Raw genomic sequence first — 16,527 nt, forward strand, 5'->3', positions numbered from 1 at the left:
CCGCCTCGACGCCTGCCCCGCAACGGCCACCTCCCGGGAGCCGAACGGCGCCGACGCCACCAGCCTCTCGCCCATCGCCCACCGGTAGAACTTGTCCAGCGCTGCCGACGACCGGTTCCACGTCGCCGCACTCACCCGAAAGGGGGACGGCGACAGACGGCGGGCGGTGTAGAACGCATCGAAATCCGCCCGCTGAGCCGACCACACCGAGCCCTCGCGCCGCTCGTGCAGGAACCGCCCCCACACCGCCAGATCGCGCGCGTACCCCTTCCAGTTCTCCGCCGAGCGGCAGCCCAACGTGGGCAGAGCCCGGAAGGACCTGTTCAGGTGCACGTCGTAGGAACCGTCCGGGCCGAGGATGAACGGCATCCCCTCCCGTACCGGCTCCCGGTCCAACACCGCCACCAAGTCCGTACCCCAGCACGGCACTCCCAGCGGATCCCGTTTCGTGAAGAAGACCTCCATGGGTGCCGGACCGTAGCGAAGCGGAGACGCCTCATGCGCCACTGAGTGAGTGACGCTGTCGGGGATCTTGGAGATGTGGAGCTCAGTGTGCGTGGCCGCACTTTGATCCCGCGGCTTGTGTACGACTCCGACCGACACCTTGACGTCGGCGGCCCCGTTCGTCAGGCAGTCGGCCAGCGCGTGGCGCTGGCGGGCGTTGATCTGCATGCCGGGAATCAGATCGCCATCCCCGGGGTTGGTGGGGGATGTGAGCCGGAATTGGAGAGTCATGCGAGCGATTCAGGTATACGAAGTGGGCGGTCCCGAGGTGCTGCAGGAGGTCGATGTGGACCAGCCGCGGCCGGGTCCGGGCCAGGCGGTCGTGGAGGTCGCCGCATCCGGGGTCAACTTCCTCGACGTCTACCACCGCGAGGGCCGATACACCCTCCCGCTGCCCTTCACCCCGGGCACTGAGGGCGCGGGCACGGTCGTCCAAGTTGGACCCGACGTCGCCGACGTCGCAGTGGGGGACCGGGTCGGTTGGGTGGAGATTCCCGGCACTTATGCCGAGCGGGCCGTCGTGGACTCCTCCCGGCTGGTGCCGCTACCCGACGATATCGGCTTCGAGACCGCCGCCGCCGTGCTCCTGCAAGGCATGACCGCGCACTATCTCGTCAAGGACGCCTACCCGGTTCAGGGGGGCGACACGGTGCTCGTGCATGCGGCTGCTGGTGGCATGGGGCTGCTTTTGACCCAGCTCATCACCCATCTCGGCGGCAGGGTGATCGGCACGACGTCGACCACGGCGAAGGCCGAGCTGGCGAAGCGTGCCGGGGCCGCTGAGGTGATCCTTTCCTCCGCAGTCGACGATCTCGCAGCCGAGGTGAGGCGGCTCAACGGCGGTCAGGGACTGCCGGTTGTCTTCGACGGCGTCGGCGCGCACACCTTCGACGCGAGCCTCGCCAGCCTGCGAACTCGCGGCCATCTCGTGCTCTTCGGCGCGGCAAGTGGTGCCGTGCCGCCGTTTGATCCGATGCGGCTCGCCCACGGCGGTTCGCTGACCCTGATCCGGCCCAGCCTCGGGGACTTCATCGCCGATCGGTCCGAACTGCTCCGACGGGCCGCCGATGTGTTCGAGTGGGTGCGCTCCAAGGCGCTTGAGGTCACCGTAACGGGCCGCTACGCATTGTCCGAGGCCGCCCAGGCCCACAGCGATCTGGAGGCTCGGCGTACCACCGGCAAGCTGCTCGTTGTACCCGATGCAGCCGTTATTGGACACCGCGAGGGACGCAGAGCTGATGCCGGGAGTGCAGTTCACTCGAACTGACACCGTAAGGGCCACGCCTCGGTTAAGGGCCGACGAATGCACCACCCACCGCTTCAGCACCACAGGGCGCAGCTCTGGCGTTTCGCGAACCCGTTACAGGGGGCGTGGTCCTGCACTCGCATAGACCGGCAGCGGAAATCCCTCTGCAAGGGAAGGCGGGATCTACCTGCCAGCCACTCCCACTGAGCTCCACATCTCCAAGATCCCCGACAGCGTCACACTGAGACGCTGCAGAACTGCCCGTCCAAACACCGAAACGACCGACCTGTACGGCCAGACCTTCGAGCTCGGACCGCCCCCCTGGATCCACGCTCGCCGCAGTCTGAGCAGACAGTCGCGCCCGCCTCGCACCGTGCCTCCCGCACCCCTGTGCGGGGGCACGGCCATGTCCACCGCCAAGGCCTGTTCACTCGTCCCGGTGGACCGGCCGCAGGCCTCCGCCCTGCATGGGCCGTGCTCCGCGATCTTAAGGACATGCACCCCCGCCGTCCCGCGCCACTGTTGATCAGCGCCCTCCTGCTCGCCGTCACCGGCTGCGTCTCCATCCCCGCCGCACCGGCCGCTGGACCTCCCGCTGCACTCGCGCCCGCCGCTGACCGGCCGCCCGCCCCGCTGCCCAGCACCTGGCCGGCGCCCAGCCAGGCCGCCCCACGCGAAGAACTCGCCGCCACCGAGCCTCGGCCCGGCGACACCGCCTCGTCCCCTCCGTCCGCACCCGCCGGCCGATCCGCTGCGGACAGAACGACCAAGGCCCCCGATGCTCGCCGCGTCCCCCGTCTCCCTCGGGGAGAGACACGGTCCGTCGAGCAACGCGCCAAGCCCCAGGCGTCGGTGAAGCCGTCACAGAGGCGCCCCTACGGCAAGACGACAAAGGCCCCCAGGCACATCACCCAGCCGCGTCCCGTGGCCCGGCCTGTGGACATGGCTGCCCTGTGCCGCGACGCCGAGCGCATTCAGGTGCCCTACGGTGTCCCCGCCCTGTGCCGTAGCACCTACAGTCGCTGAGGTGCGGACGCTCGAGGAACGCCCCTCGCCGGGTGGGCATCCTCAGCCAGTGAAGGGGGCGTGCCTCCTGCGCCCTCCCGCCGTCGTCCGGATCCAGGAGGCGCCTCAGTCCATGTGGTGGCCGACCCTCGCCTCAAGAGTCGTCACGAAGGCCTCCAGCCAGCGCGGACAGGCGCTCCATCTCGTCCACGCCGTTGTTGCAGCACTGCCCGCACACCAGCCGCCGGGCCTTGGGCCGCTCGGGCAGGCGGACGTCGAACGGCATCCGGGTCTCGTCCTTGAACTCGCGCAGGTCGTAGTCGCACTCCGCGCAGACCAGCCGGGCGGCGCGTGCCTGCTTCTTCGACCAGGCGGGCCACTCCGCCGACAGCGCCAGCTTGGCAATGGCCATGCCACCGACCCGGGGCTGGAACACGGTGAAGTCCCAGTGCGGCGCGTCTTCGGGGAGGTCCGCGACGGTCTGATCCAGAGACGGCATCCACCGCACCAGGTGAGGCAGGTCCTTGCGCAGGATGCGGACTTCCTCGCCCTCACGCATCGCGTTGCTGTGGGAGCTGGCGAGTGGGAACCGGAAGGCTGTCACGATCGTGTGCGGGACCTGGAGCAGGTCCAGGTCCCGGCTGATGTCGGCGGCCGTGGCCTTCCACTCGCCGCAGTTGACCTCCCGCCACATGGCCAGGCCGTCGGCGTTCAGCTTCCCGGATGCGTTGATCGTGCTGACGATCCGCCGCTGCGCGGCCCGTACCTCCGGAACTACCGCTTCCGCCATATCCCTCTCCCTGCTCTAGCCGACGCCCAGTTCACAGTGTTCACCGCGTCGCCCGTGCCGGCCAACGAGCCGGACTCGGGTCCCTCTCGCGAGTACGATCAAGAACCGGCTGCCGGCGCCTGGCCTCGGTACTGGTGGGCTCGCCTGTTCAACTGTCGTCAGTTCCCCCCGAGGAGTCCCGCTGCCGCTGCCAGGCTGTCACCTTGCCCCAGGATCCGTCTGCGGGTTTGAGTACCCGTGCTCATGCGGCCGACGCTGTCTTGTTCGTACGGTCGGATCCATGAGGAAGACCGCCGCGCTCCTGGCTCTGCTGCTCGCCGCCCTGACGACCACGGGCTGCTCCGTGCTGGAGCGGGAGTACCCCTCCGCCGACCCTGCGGTGCTCTCCCAGCGACTGACGGACCGCGCGCAGTGGGCGTACGAAGGCATGGCCCTGCCGCCCCACGAGGCAGTGAGGCCCGTCCAGGTGGTACCCGGCCACAGCTGCTACGCGGGCGGCCTCAGCATCGAAAAGACTCTGCCAGACGTCGTCACCTTCGACCTCAGCTGGACGGTCGAAGGCATCCCGTCTGATGTCGCCCGTGCCGCGGAGGCTCGCCTGCGCCAGAAGTTCACCTCGGCGGGCTGGACCCTCACCCACGACGGCAACCGCCGGGGCAAGGACTTCGTCGAGTTCGGCTTCCGCGTCCAGAACCCGGCGACGGGTGACCAGTTCGACCTGGCGTGGAACGACTCGACGACGTCCCTCTTCCTGTCGGGCTACACCTCCTGCGCGAAGGTTCCCCGGTCGGCGGCCGACACCCCGTCGCCGAAGACCTGGACACCACAGACCGTCTGACGCGCCGCAGTCCGACGTCCGCGACGGGAGAGCTGGAGAAGGCCAGCACGGGCTGCTGGATCGCGGCCGTGCGGCCGGCGGTGGTGGGGATGCCGAGGTCGTTGAGGAGGGCCGCAAGGCTGGCGGGCTCGACCGTGTCCCGCCCCCTTCGTACACGCGACGGCTCCACCAGGCGAGGCCTGGTGGAGCCGGATGAGCCGGTGCGACGGGGGAGACACATCGGCCCTGTCGCGAGTGTGGCACGACCGGCCCGCATACGTGCGAAGGATCGCGGACTGGCCCACGCCCGTCCTGTCAGGGGTGCCGACACCGACCGTATGGAACACCAATGCTCCGCGCACAGCCTGATCCGCCGTTAGCCACTGGCCGCGAAGGTGGCTCGTTCTTGCGTCCAATGACGCGCACTGGATCACCGGGGACACCGTTCCCGCCTCCGGTGGCATGCGCTGACGCCACGCCGTCTCCACCGCTGACCCGAAACAGGCGAGAGCTGTTACTCAAGGTCAGCGGGGGGTGAGGAGGCAGAACTCGTTTCCTTCCGGGTCGGCCAGAATGCTCCAGGAGATTGCGGACTGGTCGAAATCAGGGACGGTGGCGCCCAAGGCGCGCAGTCGGGCTTCCTCTGCTTCCAGGTCGTCACCGGGGTAGGGGCAGACGTCGAGGTGGACGCGGTTCCACACGCTCTTGGCGTCGGGGGTGCGGAGGAACTCCAGGTAGGGGCCGACGCCTTCGGCGGAGCGCATGGCCGCGCGGTCGTCGGTGACCTCGTGCAGTGTCCAGTCCATCGCCTGGTCCCAGAACCGGGCCATCCCTCGTGGGTCGGTGCAGTCGACCACCACTGCGGCGATCGGCCCGGTGTCCTGGTGGATCGGACGGGGCTCCAGGACGCAGAACTCGTTGCCCTCCGGGTCGGCCATGACCGTCCAGGGGACGTCGCCCTGACCCACGTCGGCGAGCGTCGCGCCGAGGTCCTTCAGGCGCGCGACCAGCTCCGCCTGGTGGGCGGTCGAGGTGGTGGCCAGATCAAGGTGCACCCGGTTCTTCACCGTTTTGGGTTCGGGGCGGGCGACGATGTCGATGCAGACGGCCGCGGGGTCGGGGTAGGCGAACCCCATGGGTTCAAGGTTGGTCACGCCGGGTCCCTCGCTGTCGATACCCCAGCCGAGTGCCTCCGCCCAGAAGCGCCCGAGCACGGAGTCGTCCCGAGCCTTCATATTGATCTGCACAAGTCGTGTTGCCATGCCACAGATCCTAGAAGCTGCCCCTGGCCCGGGTCGCCTCGATCAGACATGTGCTCGACCACGCACTGACCATGATCGTTGGGCGGCTACGTACGTGGTCGCCGCACATCTGGGTGCGCAGGACCTGTCCGAGGAAGGGGGAGGACGGTTCGATGTCGAGGTTGATGTGGAGCCGGTGGGTGACGGCGGTCTGGCCGATCCAGGGGCTGAGTTCGGAGGGGATGCGGCCGGTGACACCAGGTCGGCAACCATAAGACGTCGTTAGCGACCGGGCGAGACGGGTGTGGGCCGCTCGTCTGTTGCGGCCCGGTCTGGCGCAGGCTCCTGGTCCTCTGAAGCAGCGCGGCTGCGGGTGACTACCGTAGCCGCGATCAGGACCAGGATGAGCGTCCCGGCCAACGCGGGCCAATATACGTAACGGTAGTTTGCCTGCGGAGCGGTCGGCAGGTAGCACGCGATGTAAAGCACGGAACTCAGCCCCAGCAGGCGCAGTTCCCGAGACCAGGGCCCCGGCCAACGCCGACGGAAGATCGACACCAGGGCGACGGCCAGCCAGAACCACGCTTGAAAGAGCGCCGGCACGTCGTGGGCAAAGCCCGTCACGTAGGACCTCATGGCGCCGTCGACGGACGGATCCACCGTGACATTGGCCGGCGTGCCGCTGAACCTGCCGCTCACATAGCGCAGATTTCCCTCGAACAGCAGTCGGGTGAACGTCTGGATGCGGTACTTCACGTAGCCGGAGGCTTCGTGTGGCATCTGCTGGAGCCACATTCTGACCAGCACATCCGCCTGACCTGCAGTGAAGTGCGGGCCCATCTTGTCCCTGTAGCCGGAGACATGCGGATAGCACGTGAAGTAGGCGTCCGACAGAATCTTCCTCCGTTGACAGTTCTGTGCGGCAATCACGAGATCGTCGCGGAACGAAGGGGTGGCTCCGGCCTGCTCAGCAGCGGACCGGATCTCGTGCGGGGTCAGGACATGGATTACGTCGTCCAGTGGGATCTGCGCGTACTGCCGCACTGGCATCGGACGGGTTACGGAGGACACCGCCACGCTGCCGACCGCGGTGAAAGCCAGCAAGGAGCCGACTGCAAGCAGCCACCGGCGCCTGCCTGGCGCCGGCCATAGCGCGTACACGAGCATCGGGAAGATCGGCACGACTGCGGGGAAGGCGTTCTTCCGGACCAGGATCGCGTAGGCCAAGAAGAGCAGCCCCAGTGTCAGCACAGCCCAGCGTGCCCGGTCGTGACCTTCCGGCAACTCGCGGGCGAAGAGTGCGAGTGCGGCCACGGCAAGCAGCGCATAGGCCATGTGCACGTCCTTCCACACCACGCCGGTGAAGTTGGCGATGTGCGGTGCGAGGCCGACCCCCAGTATCAGTACGGACATGGGACGGCTTCCTGTGCGCTTCCACAACGAGACTGCAAGCAGCCACAGAGTCCCCCACAACACAGCGGACTGGAGAGCGGCCATCGCCGAGAGTGCTCCAGTGGTGTGGATGAGACCGCGCCACAGCAATGCCATGACCGGTGGATGCCAGTCGGTCACAGGCCGGGTGCCCTGTGCCTGGAGAAGCTGCTCAACGCTGTCCCGAGTCAGGAAGCCGGGGTGAAAAGCCGTAGAAACCATCCAGCCGCAGAACGCGGCCATCAGGGCCAAGCATGCAGGCCAGATCTGATCGTCGCGCCGTGCCCCCTTGCGAAGCACCATCGGTCTCGCCGCGTCGGAGGAGCCGCCTCGGTCCGAAGTGAAGACCAATCCTCGATAGACGCTGAATCGGACGAAGGTCGCCAATGCCCACCCGGTCAGCCGGGCCACGTTGTCACTCAAGGGCGTGGAGAGGCCGAACATGTGATGAGCCAGATATACAGGGGCGGCGGTGATGGCGAGTCCCACCAGATTGACTCCCACGAACCAGGCCAACTCACCCGGAGCGACCGGCCCCTTGCGGTCGCGGTAGGTCCAGTGACGATTTCCGAACCAACTGACCAGCATGGCCAGCAACGTGGCGACGGCTGAGGCAGCGACCGGAGCCGAATGCATCAGGCCCTCGTCCGGTGGGCCGAAGACGAGAAAGTTGAAACTTGCCGTCTCCACAGCGAATGCGAGTGCGCCGACAACGCCGAAGGTCGCGATCTCCCTCCAGACGGTCCGCATCCAGGCGAGTGAACCTCGAAACCAAGCCGTCGGCCGCAGCATGGCGCGATGGTAACGTACGCCGTGAAACGTACCAAATACGTGCTTTCGGTGATTAAAGGCGCATAGTTCGGCGCCAGGGAATACAGAGGCATAGGGAACACCAATGAACCCCACCGTCGCGTGCGTCATTCCCTGTTACAACGAAGAGGCGGCTGTCGGGAAAGTCGTGCGCGACCTGCGCGCATCCCTGCCCGACGCGATCATCTACGTCTATGACAATGCCTCTACCGACAACACCGTCGCCGAGGCCCACGCTGCCGGCGCAGTCGTCCGGCACGAACCCCGCAAGGGCAAGGGCAACGTCATCCGCCGCGCCTTCGCCGATGTCGAGGCCGAAGCGCTCCTCATCATCGACGGCGATGACACCTACGACGCGTCCAGGGCCCGCGAAATGGTCGACCTTCTCTTTGCGGGCCCCTACGACCAAGTCGTGGGCGCCCGCCGGGAGAGCGTCGAGACCGCTTACCGGGCGGGCCACGCCGTCGGCAACAAGATGCTCACCGGAGCCGTCCGCATCCTCTTCGGCAACGACGTCAGCGACATGCTCAGCGGATATCGGGTGTTCTCTCGCCGCTACATCAAGTCCTTCCCCGCTCTGTCTCGCGAGTTCGAGACCGAGACGGAGATGACTGTCCACGCACTCAGTCTGCGGCTTCCCACCGCCGAGCTGGAGGTGGCATTCAAGGATCGACCCGAGGGAAGCGTCAGCAAACTCCGCACCTACCGCGATGGTTGGCGCATCCTGAAGCTCATCCTTGGGCTGACTCGCAGACAGCGCCCCTCCCAGTTCCATACCGCCATCGCCGGCGTTTTCACCGTCACCGCTCTCGCCCTGGGCCTGCCGATCGTCCTCGAGTTCGCTCGCACCGACACCGTGACACGACTGCCCACCGCTGTTCTCGCCGCCGCCATCATGATCATCGCGGTTCTCGTCCTGCTCGTCGGCTACATTCTGGAATCGTTCAAGCACATGCGCCAGGAACAGGCGAGCCTTGCGCACCTCGGATACCCCGCTCCCTCCCGCGACACAGACCTTCTGCAAGTGACACTCGCGGACACAACACGGCGAGCATCCCGGTCTTAAGCCCTTCCCGGGCACCAACTGAGACGTTCATTCACAGGTGGTCCGGTCGGTCGAGTTCCGTAGCGACCTGTTTGCTGCGCCGGCCGGCGAGCGCGCCGACGGGCATGCCTTCGCGGCCGACGTGGTGAAGGCCGGGGCGGTGGCGGTACTTGCCGTCCGCCCCGTCGGTGTTCCGGCCGTGGTCGTCGATGACGTGCTGGACGCGCTCGCCTCGCCGGCCCGCACCGCGCTGGCCGAGGTGCCGTCGGCGACGGTGATGGGACTCACCGGGTCGGCGGGAAAGGCCAGAACGAAGGATCTGATCGCACAGGTGCTCCCCGAGCTCGGGCCGTTCGCCACGGTGAAGTCGTTCAACGGGGAGATCGGCATGCCGTTGGCCGTCACCCACCTGGCTGTGCGTACATCGTGCTCGAGAGCGGACGATCCGCTGGTGGCGGCCACGTCCCCCCGGACCCGCGCCCCGGTGCTGACCTTCGGCACCATGCGGGACGCCGACGTACGGGCGGTGGACGTGACGCTCGACGCGGCGGGCCGGGCCTCGTTCACCCTCGTTGCCGCCGGCCGCGACGCGCACGTCGGACTGTCCCTTCACGGAGAGCACCACGTCTCCGACGCGCTCCCCGCGGTCGCCGTCGCGATCGGGCTCGGCACCGACGTGGAGAGCACAGCTGACGCCCGCTCCCGCGCGGTGCTGGTGGCCTCCGGACGCAGGGAGGTCCCCGACCTGCCCGACCCACCCCGATTCGATGCCACGTCACCCCGCAGGGCTCGAACGCGACGATCACCCGCCCGCCCTCGCCGGTCAGCTCCCGGGCGGCCGCAAGGTCCGCGACGATCGAGGCGTGGTGATTGGCGAAAGAGTCCGCCACCCGGATCCGGACTCACCAGCTACTGGCTGGAGATGGCCGGCCACCCGGCGCTCAGGCCAAGCGGCCAAACGGCTTCGGCATCGGCATCGGAGAAGTACGTGTAGAGCGTCGGGCGGCCGACTTCGGCGATTCGGAAGCGGCCACCGACCGTGGTCCGCCCTCGGCCACCAGCCGAGTGGTGTTGACCAGGACGATGTCCGCCTCTTCGAACGTCGGGCAGGCCGCGCCAGCGGGCCCTGGGCCCGGCGGTGTCACCTCGAAGGAGGTCAGGAGGGCATCCGGCGGGAGCCGAGGAATCCCGGGCGCAGCGCGGCGAGACGCGGCAGCTGTGCCAACTTCCGTGTCAGGTGGTCCGTCGCCTTGGCGTAACCGATGCCGAAGAGGATGGCGGTCGCGAGCGACAGCGGCTCGGAGACGTCGTCCAGGATCGGGTAGATCTGCCAGTGAGTGAGGTAGATGGCAAGCGAACTGGCGGCGAGAAGTCCCGCCGCCTGGTTGATGCGGCGGTGGCTCGGCAGAGTGGGAAACCATACGAGCAAGACGAAGCCGATGAGGACGAATGCCTCGCGCCGGGGTTCGCCGGGGAAGAAGCCCGGGACCGTGGCGAGTGCGGCGAGGGTGACGAGCAGCCGGTGGGGCGTCGTGCGGGCCCTCGCGGCTGCCCAGCCGAGGGCGAACAGCCAGAAGACGGTGACCGCGTCGGTGATCTGGGAGCGCTCGGGGAGGCCGACGAGTTCGTAGCGGGTGAGCAGGCCGAGTGCGACCAGGACGAGGGGCAGACCGTAGGGGAAGCGCCGCTCCGCCCGGTCGACGGCGGGCACGGCCAGCAGCGCGAGGATGGTCAGCAGGATGTAGACGAGTGCTTCGACGAACCACAGGTGCAGGCCTGGCCCCATGTCCTGCGGGAAGAGCACGTTGTGCAGCAGGAGGAGGTTGCTCAGGTCGTAGTCGGCGCCGATCAGGATCGCGAAGGCCGTCCAGGCGATGCAGGGGAGCGCGATGCGCGCGATGCTCCGCCCCGTACGGCGGACACGTTCGCGACGCTCGGCGGAGGTGAGGAGGAAGCGCGCGAAGTTGAAACCGGCCACCGCGAGCAGCAGATGCGCACCACCCCGGATCTCGAAGAGCCGGACGTGAGAGGCGACGATGCACACGATCGCCACGGCGCGCAGGGCGACGCTGGTCTCCAGGGCCCGGATTCGTGAGGGGGACGTGCTTGCGGGGGAGCGGAGGTCCCGGATCGGTGTGGTGTGCCAGCTCGCCGGTAGATGGCCCAGGCGTTGTTCGAGGTGGAGCGACATCTCGACGTACGACAGTGAGTCGCCGCCGAGCCCGACGAACGTGCTCTCCGGCGTCACGTCCGTACGGTCCAGAATCCTCGCGTAGAGCGCGCACAGGTCATCGTCGTCCGCGTCGTCGACAAGTATCTGGTCGGCCCGGGCCATCTGGTCCAGGGCACGGACGGCCTGGTAGTCGGGCTTGCCTGAAGGCAGACGCGGAAGGTCGGGCAGCACGTGGACGGCGACTGCGCGGGTGGGCAGCCCGCACTCGTCCACGACACGTCTTCGAATCCTCCGCTCGTCCCACCCGGGCTTGCCGACAACGGCGATTACGAGCCGTTCGTCGTCGCCGGCGCAGAACGCGCTCAGCCTGTGCCGTTCGAGCATCGCCTCGACCTGCTGGAGGTCGATCCGCATGCCGAGGATCTTCAGGAACCGGCTGCGGCGGCCGACGATCTCGAACAGACCCTTCTCGGTGCGCCGAGCCAGGTCGCCGGTGCGCAAGGTGACGACGCTGCGGCCGAGGGCGAGGTCTTCAGGGGTGTGGGCATAACCGAGCATGACGTTCGGCCCGCTGTAGACCAGTTCACCGACGCCATGCCCGGGCGCCTCCTCGACGGGTTCGAGGCAGAACGAGCCACCCGGTATCGGCACGCCGATCGCTCCTGGGTGTTCGCCGGCGAGCTCCGGCGGCAGGTAGGCCATGCGTGCGGTCGCCTCGGTCTGGCCGTACATGACGAAGAGATCCCAGCCGCGCCGCTGTCCCAGCTCGGCGTAGCGGGCGACCTGTTCGGGGGCGAGGCGGCCGCCGGCCTGGGTGATGTACCGCAGGTGCGGCAGGTCCATCTCGGCGAAGCCGACGCGGTCGAGCAGGTCGAAGGTGTAAGGGACTCCGGCGAGGGCGGTGCCGCGTGAGGTGCGGAAGAGGTCCCAGAAGCAGGCGTCGGCCACCGAGAGTTCGGTGAGGACGAGCCCGGCGCCGCGCAGCAGGTGGCTGTGGACGACGGACAGACCGTAGCAGTAGTGCATGGGCAGGGTCGTCGCGGCTCGGTCGGTGTCGCGGATCTTGAGGTACGTGGCGATCGACTCGGCGTTCGCCTGGAGGTTCTCGTAGGAGAGCCGAACGAGTTTGGGGGAGCCTGTCGAACCGGACGTGCTCAGCAGCAGGGCGAGATCGGGATGGAAGGTGTGGGCGGATCCGGGCCGTCGCTCCTCGATGCGCCACTCGCCGGCGCCCGGGTGGACGACGATGTCGGGATCGTAGGCGGCGGTCAGGGACTCCACCGCTTCGGGGTGGTCGCCGGGCACGAGGAGTACCGGGTGGCCCGCCGAGAGTGCGGCCAGGTGGACGACGAGCGCCCCGACGGTGTTGGCGCCGGGGAGGAGCACGAGGCGGCGTCCGGTGCCGAGTCGCCGGGCGGTGTCCGCCACCAGCCGGGACAGCTCGCTGTAGGAGACCACGCCGTCAGTGGTGACCAGGGCGGTGCGGTCGCCGTACAGCGCGAGGCCTTGGGCGAGGGGGAGGGCGTGGCCGCCGACGGGCGGGGCTGGGAGGAGCGTCACGGGCGCATCGTAGGTAAGGCTTTCCTAATCGAGAAGGGGGGGTGTAGGCACCGGATGCCGATTCGCGACCGGTCCGTTATCAAAGCCTCACTTGACCATTAGGTTAGCTTTACCTTATCAATGCCGTATTCACAGGTACTCCCGGTAGTTCTACGTCGCCTGTCGCACGACCGTCGCCGCAGGCGATGGCAGCGACAGGCACAGCAGGAAGGCATCTCCACTCATGCGCCGCCCCATGGCTCGCACGCTCACCGCGCTCACCGCGGCAGCCCTGCTCGTTCCTGCGATCGCGAGCTGCGGCAGCGATGAACCCGCCGGACTCGTCATCTACTCCGGCCGTAACGAGAACCTTGTGAAGCCGCTCATCGAGAAGCTGGAGAAGCATCTCGGCACCAACGTCGAGGTCCGTTACGGCGACAGCGCCGAACTCTCCGCGCAGCTCCTCGAAGAGGGAGACGAGACCGAGGCCGGTCTGTTCCTCTCCCAGGACGCCGGCGCACTCGGCGCGCTTTCCAAGGAACAGCGCCTCGCGCCGCTTCCGCAGGGCACCCTCGACAAGGTCGACCCCGCCCACCGCGGCTCGGCCGGCGACTGGACCGGTGTCAGCGGCCGCGTCCGCGTCCTCGCCTACAACCCGGGCAAGGTCGCCGCTGTGCCGAACACCGTGCACGAGCTGGTCAAGCCCGAGTGGAAGGGCAGGATAGGCCTCGTCCCGACCAACGCCTCCTTCCAGGCCTTCGTCACCGGCATGCGTGTTCTCGAGGGCGACGAGACCACGCGCACCTGGCTCAAGGGCCTGAAGGCCAATGAGCCCAAGTCGTACGAGAACAACCTGAAAGTCCTGGAGGCCGTCGACAGGGGCGAGGTCTCGCTCGGCCTGATCAACCACTACTACTGGTACGAGCAGGTTGCCGAGAAGGGCGAGGCCAAGGTCAACGCCAAGGTCCACTTCCTGCCCAAGGGCGACCCCGGCGGCCTCGTCAACGTGGCCGGCGTGGGCATCCTCAAGGGGGCGGACGCGAAGCAGGCCGCCTACGCCCAGAAGGCCGTTGACTTCCTGCTCTCGGCCGAGTCCCAGAGCTACTTCGCCGAGGAGACCAAGGAATACCCGCTGGCCGCCGGAGTGAAGACCGCGGCCGGCGTGCCACCGCTGGAGACCCTGCAGCCGCCGAAGATCGATCTCGGCAAGCTCGACTCGCTCAAGGAAACACTGGCCATGCTCCAGGAAGCCGGACTGGTCTGACGTGACCTCACCGGATTCGACCATCCGGACGCGTCGCGACGCCCACCCGGCCAGCGCCCCAGCGCTCGCCGGGCGGGTGCGTACCGGCGGCCGTACCGAAAAAGCAGCCAGACCCTCGTGGGTCCTGATCGTGCCCGCCTTCCTCGCCGCAGCCCTAGCCGTCCTGCCACTGGGCTACCTCGCCGTACGTGCCCTCGAACACGGCCCGGCCTTCGCCTGGGACGTCATCGCCGGTGACCGCACCGCGCAACTCCTCCTGCGTAGCCTCGGCCTGACCGCCACCGTCGTCGCCGCCTGCCTGCTCCTGGGCATCTCGCTGGCCTGGCTGACGACACGGACCGCGCTTCCCGGCGCCCCCGCCTGGTCCGTCCTCGTCACACTGCCCCTGGCCGTCCCCAGTTACGTCACCGCTTTCGCCTGGCTCTCCGCCGCGCCCTCGCTCGCCGGATTCGCGGGATCCGCCCTCGCGCTGACCCTCGCCAGCTTCCCGTACGTGTACCTGCCGGTCGCCGCCGCCCTGCGCGGCACCGACCCCGGGCACGAGGAGGTCGCACGTTCACTAGGGCGTGGCCCGCTGCGGACCTTCCTGAGCGTCACGCTGCCCCAGCTCCGACCCGCCGCGGCGGGCGGCGGACTGCTGGTCGCGCTGTACGTGCTCTCCGACTTCGGCGCCGTGTCCCTCATGCGCTACGACACCTTCACCCGAGGCATCTACACCTCCTACCGGGCGAGTTTCGACCGCACTCCGGCGGCTGCGCTCAGCGCCGTGCTCGTCCTCATGACCGTGGCGCTCGTCGCCGCGGAGACCCGCACCCGTGGCCGCGCCGGCTACTCGCGAACCGGATCGGGAATCGCGCGGCGGGCCACCCCCGTCGCGCTCGGCCGGCTGCGGCTGCCCGCCCTCGCCTGGTGCGGGACCGTCGTCGCGGCCGCTGTCGGCTTCCCGCTGGCCACGCTCGGGTACTGGCTCGCCGTCGGCTCCTCCGCGACGTGGGACCCCACCACCCTCACCGGCACCGCGCTCACCACCCTCGGCGTTGCCGCGGCCGGTGCAGCGCTCACCACCCTGCTCGCCCTGCCGGTCGGCGTCATCGCGGCCCGCCATCGGGGACGGCTCGCTCAGTTCCTGGAACAGGCGGCGTACGCGGGCCACGCCGTGCCCGGCATCACCGTCGCACTCGCGCTGGTCTTCTTCGCGGTCCGCTACGCCCGGCCGCTCTATCAGGAAACCCCACTGCTGATCTGCGCCTACGCCGTGCTCTTCCTGCCCGTAGCGGTAGCCGCCACCCGCGCCGCCGTACTCCAGGCCCCACCCGTCCTGGACGACGTCGCCCGCTCCCTCGGCCGCACCCCCCTCGGCGTACTGCGCGAGGTCACCGTGCCACTTGCCGCACCCGGCGTCGCCGCAGGAGCCGCCCTCACCTTCGTGGTCTGCATGAAGGAACTCCCCGCCACCCTGCTGCTGCGCCCCACCGGCATGGACACCCTGGCCACCCGCCTGTGGACCGAGACCGGCACCGGGTCCTTCGCTGCCGCCGCCCCCTACGCTGCCGCACTGATCCTGCTCGCCGCCGTCCCCTCCTACCTCCTCGGAAGGCACCGCACATGAACGACCTCCAGGTCAGCGGCGTGTCCAAGTCCTACGGCCCCGGCACCGCTGTTCTCGACGGCCTCGACCTCACCGTCCAAGGCGGGCACCTCGCCGCTGTCCTCGGGCCGTCCGGCTGCGGCAAGACCACTCTGCTGCGCGTGATCGCCGGCTTCCTTCGCGCCGACCAGGGCACCGTCACCATCGCCGGTCGCACCCTCGCAGGCCCCGGCGTCCACCTCCCGCCCGAGCGCCGCCGCATCGGCATCGTCCCCCAGGAAGGCGCGCTCTTTCCCCACCTGAGCGTGGCTCGCAACGTCGCCTTCGGCCTGACCCGAACCGAGCGTGGCGCCCGCACGAAGCGCGTCGCCGAGATGCTGGACCTCGTCGGCCTGAGCGGATACGGCAACCGGATGCCCTTCGAGCTCTCCGGCGGACAGCAGCAACGCGTCGCCCTGGCCCGCGCCCTCGCCCCCGAACCCCATCTCGTCCTCCTGGACGAACCGTTCAGCGCCCTCGACAGCGGCCTGCGCGGAACTGTGCGCGCGGAGGTCCGCGCCGTACTCCAGGCCAGCGGCGCCACCGCCGTCCTCGTCACCCACGACCAGCAAGAGGCCCTGTCCACGGCCGACGCCGTCGCCGTGCTCCGCGACGGCCGTGTAGCCCAGTGCGCTGCCCCGGAGGAGCTCTACCAGCGCCCCGCCGACCCGTGGGTGGCGTCCTTCGTCGGCGACGCCGTCTTCCTCACCGGAACAGCCGAGAAGAACACCGCCACCACGATATTGGGCCGGATCCCTCTCGTAGCAGCGCCAGTCGGCCTGCGCGAGGGCCTTGTCCTGCTGCGCCCCGAACAGCTCCACCTCACGGACCCGACCACGGCAACCGCCGAGGGCACGATCACCGACGTCTGCTTCTTCGGCCATGACTCCATGGTCACCGTCACCATCGACGGCCTGGACCAGCCCATCGACATCCGCGCCCCCGGCCCGCTCCAAGTGCGCCCGGGCGGCAGGATCGGCATCCGCGTCACGGGCGAGGCCACCTTGCACGAAGTGCCGGCCTGAACCGCGCTAG

At 68.7% G+C, this 16,527-nt stretch carries 11 protein-coding genes and 1 pseudogene; 7 read left to right on the top strand and 5 right to left on the bottom strand.

Going from position 1 to position 16,527, the window contains the following annotated elements; all coding sequences use genetic code 11:
- Positions 1–78 precede the first annotated feature (78 nt).
- Positions 79–735 (bottom strand): annotated as a pseudogene (locus tag ACZ3OF_RS18715) (site-specific integrase); the annotation flags it as partial.
- On the opposite strand from ACZ3OF_RS18715, the gene ACZ3OF_RS18720 reads away from it, so the two are divergent.
- Positions 734–1,771, top strand: coding sequence for a quinone oxidoreductase family protein (locus tag ACZ3OF_RS18720; protein ID WP_361675304.1), 1,038 nt, complete (start codon positions 734–736; stop codon positions 1,769–1,771). The pseudogene ACZ3OF_RS18715 and the gene ACZ3OF_RS18720 sit on opposite strands and share 2 nt — an antisense overlap.
- Positions 1,772–2,909: 1,138 nt before the next feature.
- Here the strand turns inward: ACZ3OF_RS18720 and ACZ3OF_RS18725 are convergent.
- A complete protein-coding gene (locus tag ACZ3OF_RS18725; RefSeq protein WP_361675301.1) occupies positions 2,910–3,545 on the bottom strand; it encodes a hypothetical protein in 636 nt (211 codons plus the stop codon).
- A 280-nt stretch (positions 3,546–3,825) separates the two neighbouring features.
- Here ACZ3OF_RS18725 and ACZ3OF_RS18730 point away from each other — a divergent pair, with 280 nt between their 5' ends.
- Entirely contained in the window at positions 3,826–4,383 is a 558-nt protein-coding gene (locus ACZ3OF_RS18730) for a hypothetical protein (RefSeq protein ID WP_467305646.1), read from the top strand.
- A gap of 503 nt (positions 4,384–4,886) precedes the next feature.
- Here ACZ3OF_RS18730 and ACZ3OF_RS18735 read toward each other — a convergent pair.
- Both ACZ3OF_RS18735 and ACZ3OF_RS18740 read right to left on the bottom strand, forming a co-directional pair.
- The gene (locus ACZ3OF_RS18735; protein WP_467305647.1) at positions 4,887–5,624 is read right to left on the bottom strand and encodes a VOC family protein; all 738 of its coding nucleotides are present in this window, start codon (positions 5,622–5,624) and stop codon (positions 4,887–4,889) included.
- A gap of 261 nt (positions 5,625–5,885) precedes the next feature.
- Entirely contained in the window at positions 5,886–7,826 is a 1,941-nt protein-coding gene (locus tag ACZ3OF_RS18740) for a GtrA family protein (RefSeq protein ID WP_467305650.1), read from the bottom strand.
- Between the two features lie 103 nt (positions 7,827–7,929).
- Here ACZ3OF_RS18740 and ACZ3OF_RS18745 point away from each other — a divergent pair, with 103 nt between their 5' ends.
- Both ACZ3OF_RS18745 and ACZ3OF_RS18750 read left to right on the top strand, forming a co-directional pair.
- Complete coding sequence (locus ACZ3OF_RS18745) at positions 7,930–8,910, top strand: glycosyltransferase family 2 protein (RefSeq protein WP_361675289.1); 981 nt, start codon at positions 7,930–7,932, stop codon at positions 8,908–8,910.
- Between the two features lie 37 nt (positions 8,911–8,947).
- Positions 8,948–9,883, top strand: a complete 936-nt coding sequence (locus ACZ3OF_RS18750) for a UDP-N-acetylmuramoyl-tripeptide--D-alanyl-D-alanine ligase (RefSeq protein WP_467305652.1) — start codon at positions 8,948–8,950, stop codon at positions 9,881–9,883.
- A gap of 162 nt (positions 9,884–10,045) precedes the next feature.
- Here ACZ3OF_RS18750 and ACZ3OF_RS18755 read toward each other — a convergent pair whose 3' ends face one another.
- On the bottom strand, positions 10,046–12,622 hold the full coding sequence (locus ACZ3OF_RS18755; protein WP_467305654.1) for an AMP-binding protein: 2,577 nt from the start codon (positions 12,620–12,622) through the stop codon (positions 10,046–10,048).
- Positions 12,623–12,845: 223 nt separating this feature from the next.
- Here ACZ3OF_RS18755 and ACZ3OF_RS18760 point away from each other — a divergent pair, with 223 nt between their 5' ends.
- The 3 genes from ACZ3OF_RS18760 to ACZ3OF_RS18770 all read left to right on the top strand — a co-directional run bounded on the left by ACZ3OF_RS18760 (position 12,846) and on the right by ACZ3OF_RS18770 (position 16,517).
- On the top strand, positions 12,846–13,865 hold the full coding sequence (locus ACZ3OF_RS18760; protein ID WP_361675281.1) for an iron ABC transporter substrate-binding protein: 1,020 nt from the start codon (positions 12,846–12,848) through the stop codon (positions 13,863–13,865).
- 130 nt (positions 13,866–13,995) lie between these two features.
- Entirely contained in the window at positions 13,996–15,474 is a 1,479-nt protein-coding gene (locus tag ACZ3OF_RS18765) for an ABC transporter permease (protein WP_361443808.1), read from the top strand.
- The gene (locus tag ACZ3OF_RS18770) at positions 15,471–16,517 is read left to right on the top strand and encodes an ABC transporter ATP-binding protein (RefSeq protein ID WP_467305658.1); all 1,047 of its coding nucleotides are present in this window, start codon (positions 15,471–15,473) and stop codon (positions 16,515–16,517) included. Before ACZ3OF_RS18765 ends, ACZ3OF_RS18770 begins: the two co-directional genes overlap by 4 nt.
- Positions 16,518–16,527: the final 10 nt, after the last annotated feature.

The organism is Streptomyces sp. NPDC022552 (genome assembly GCF_055561875.1).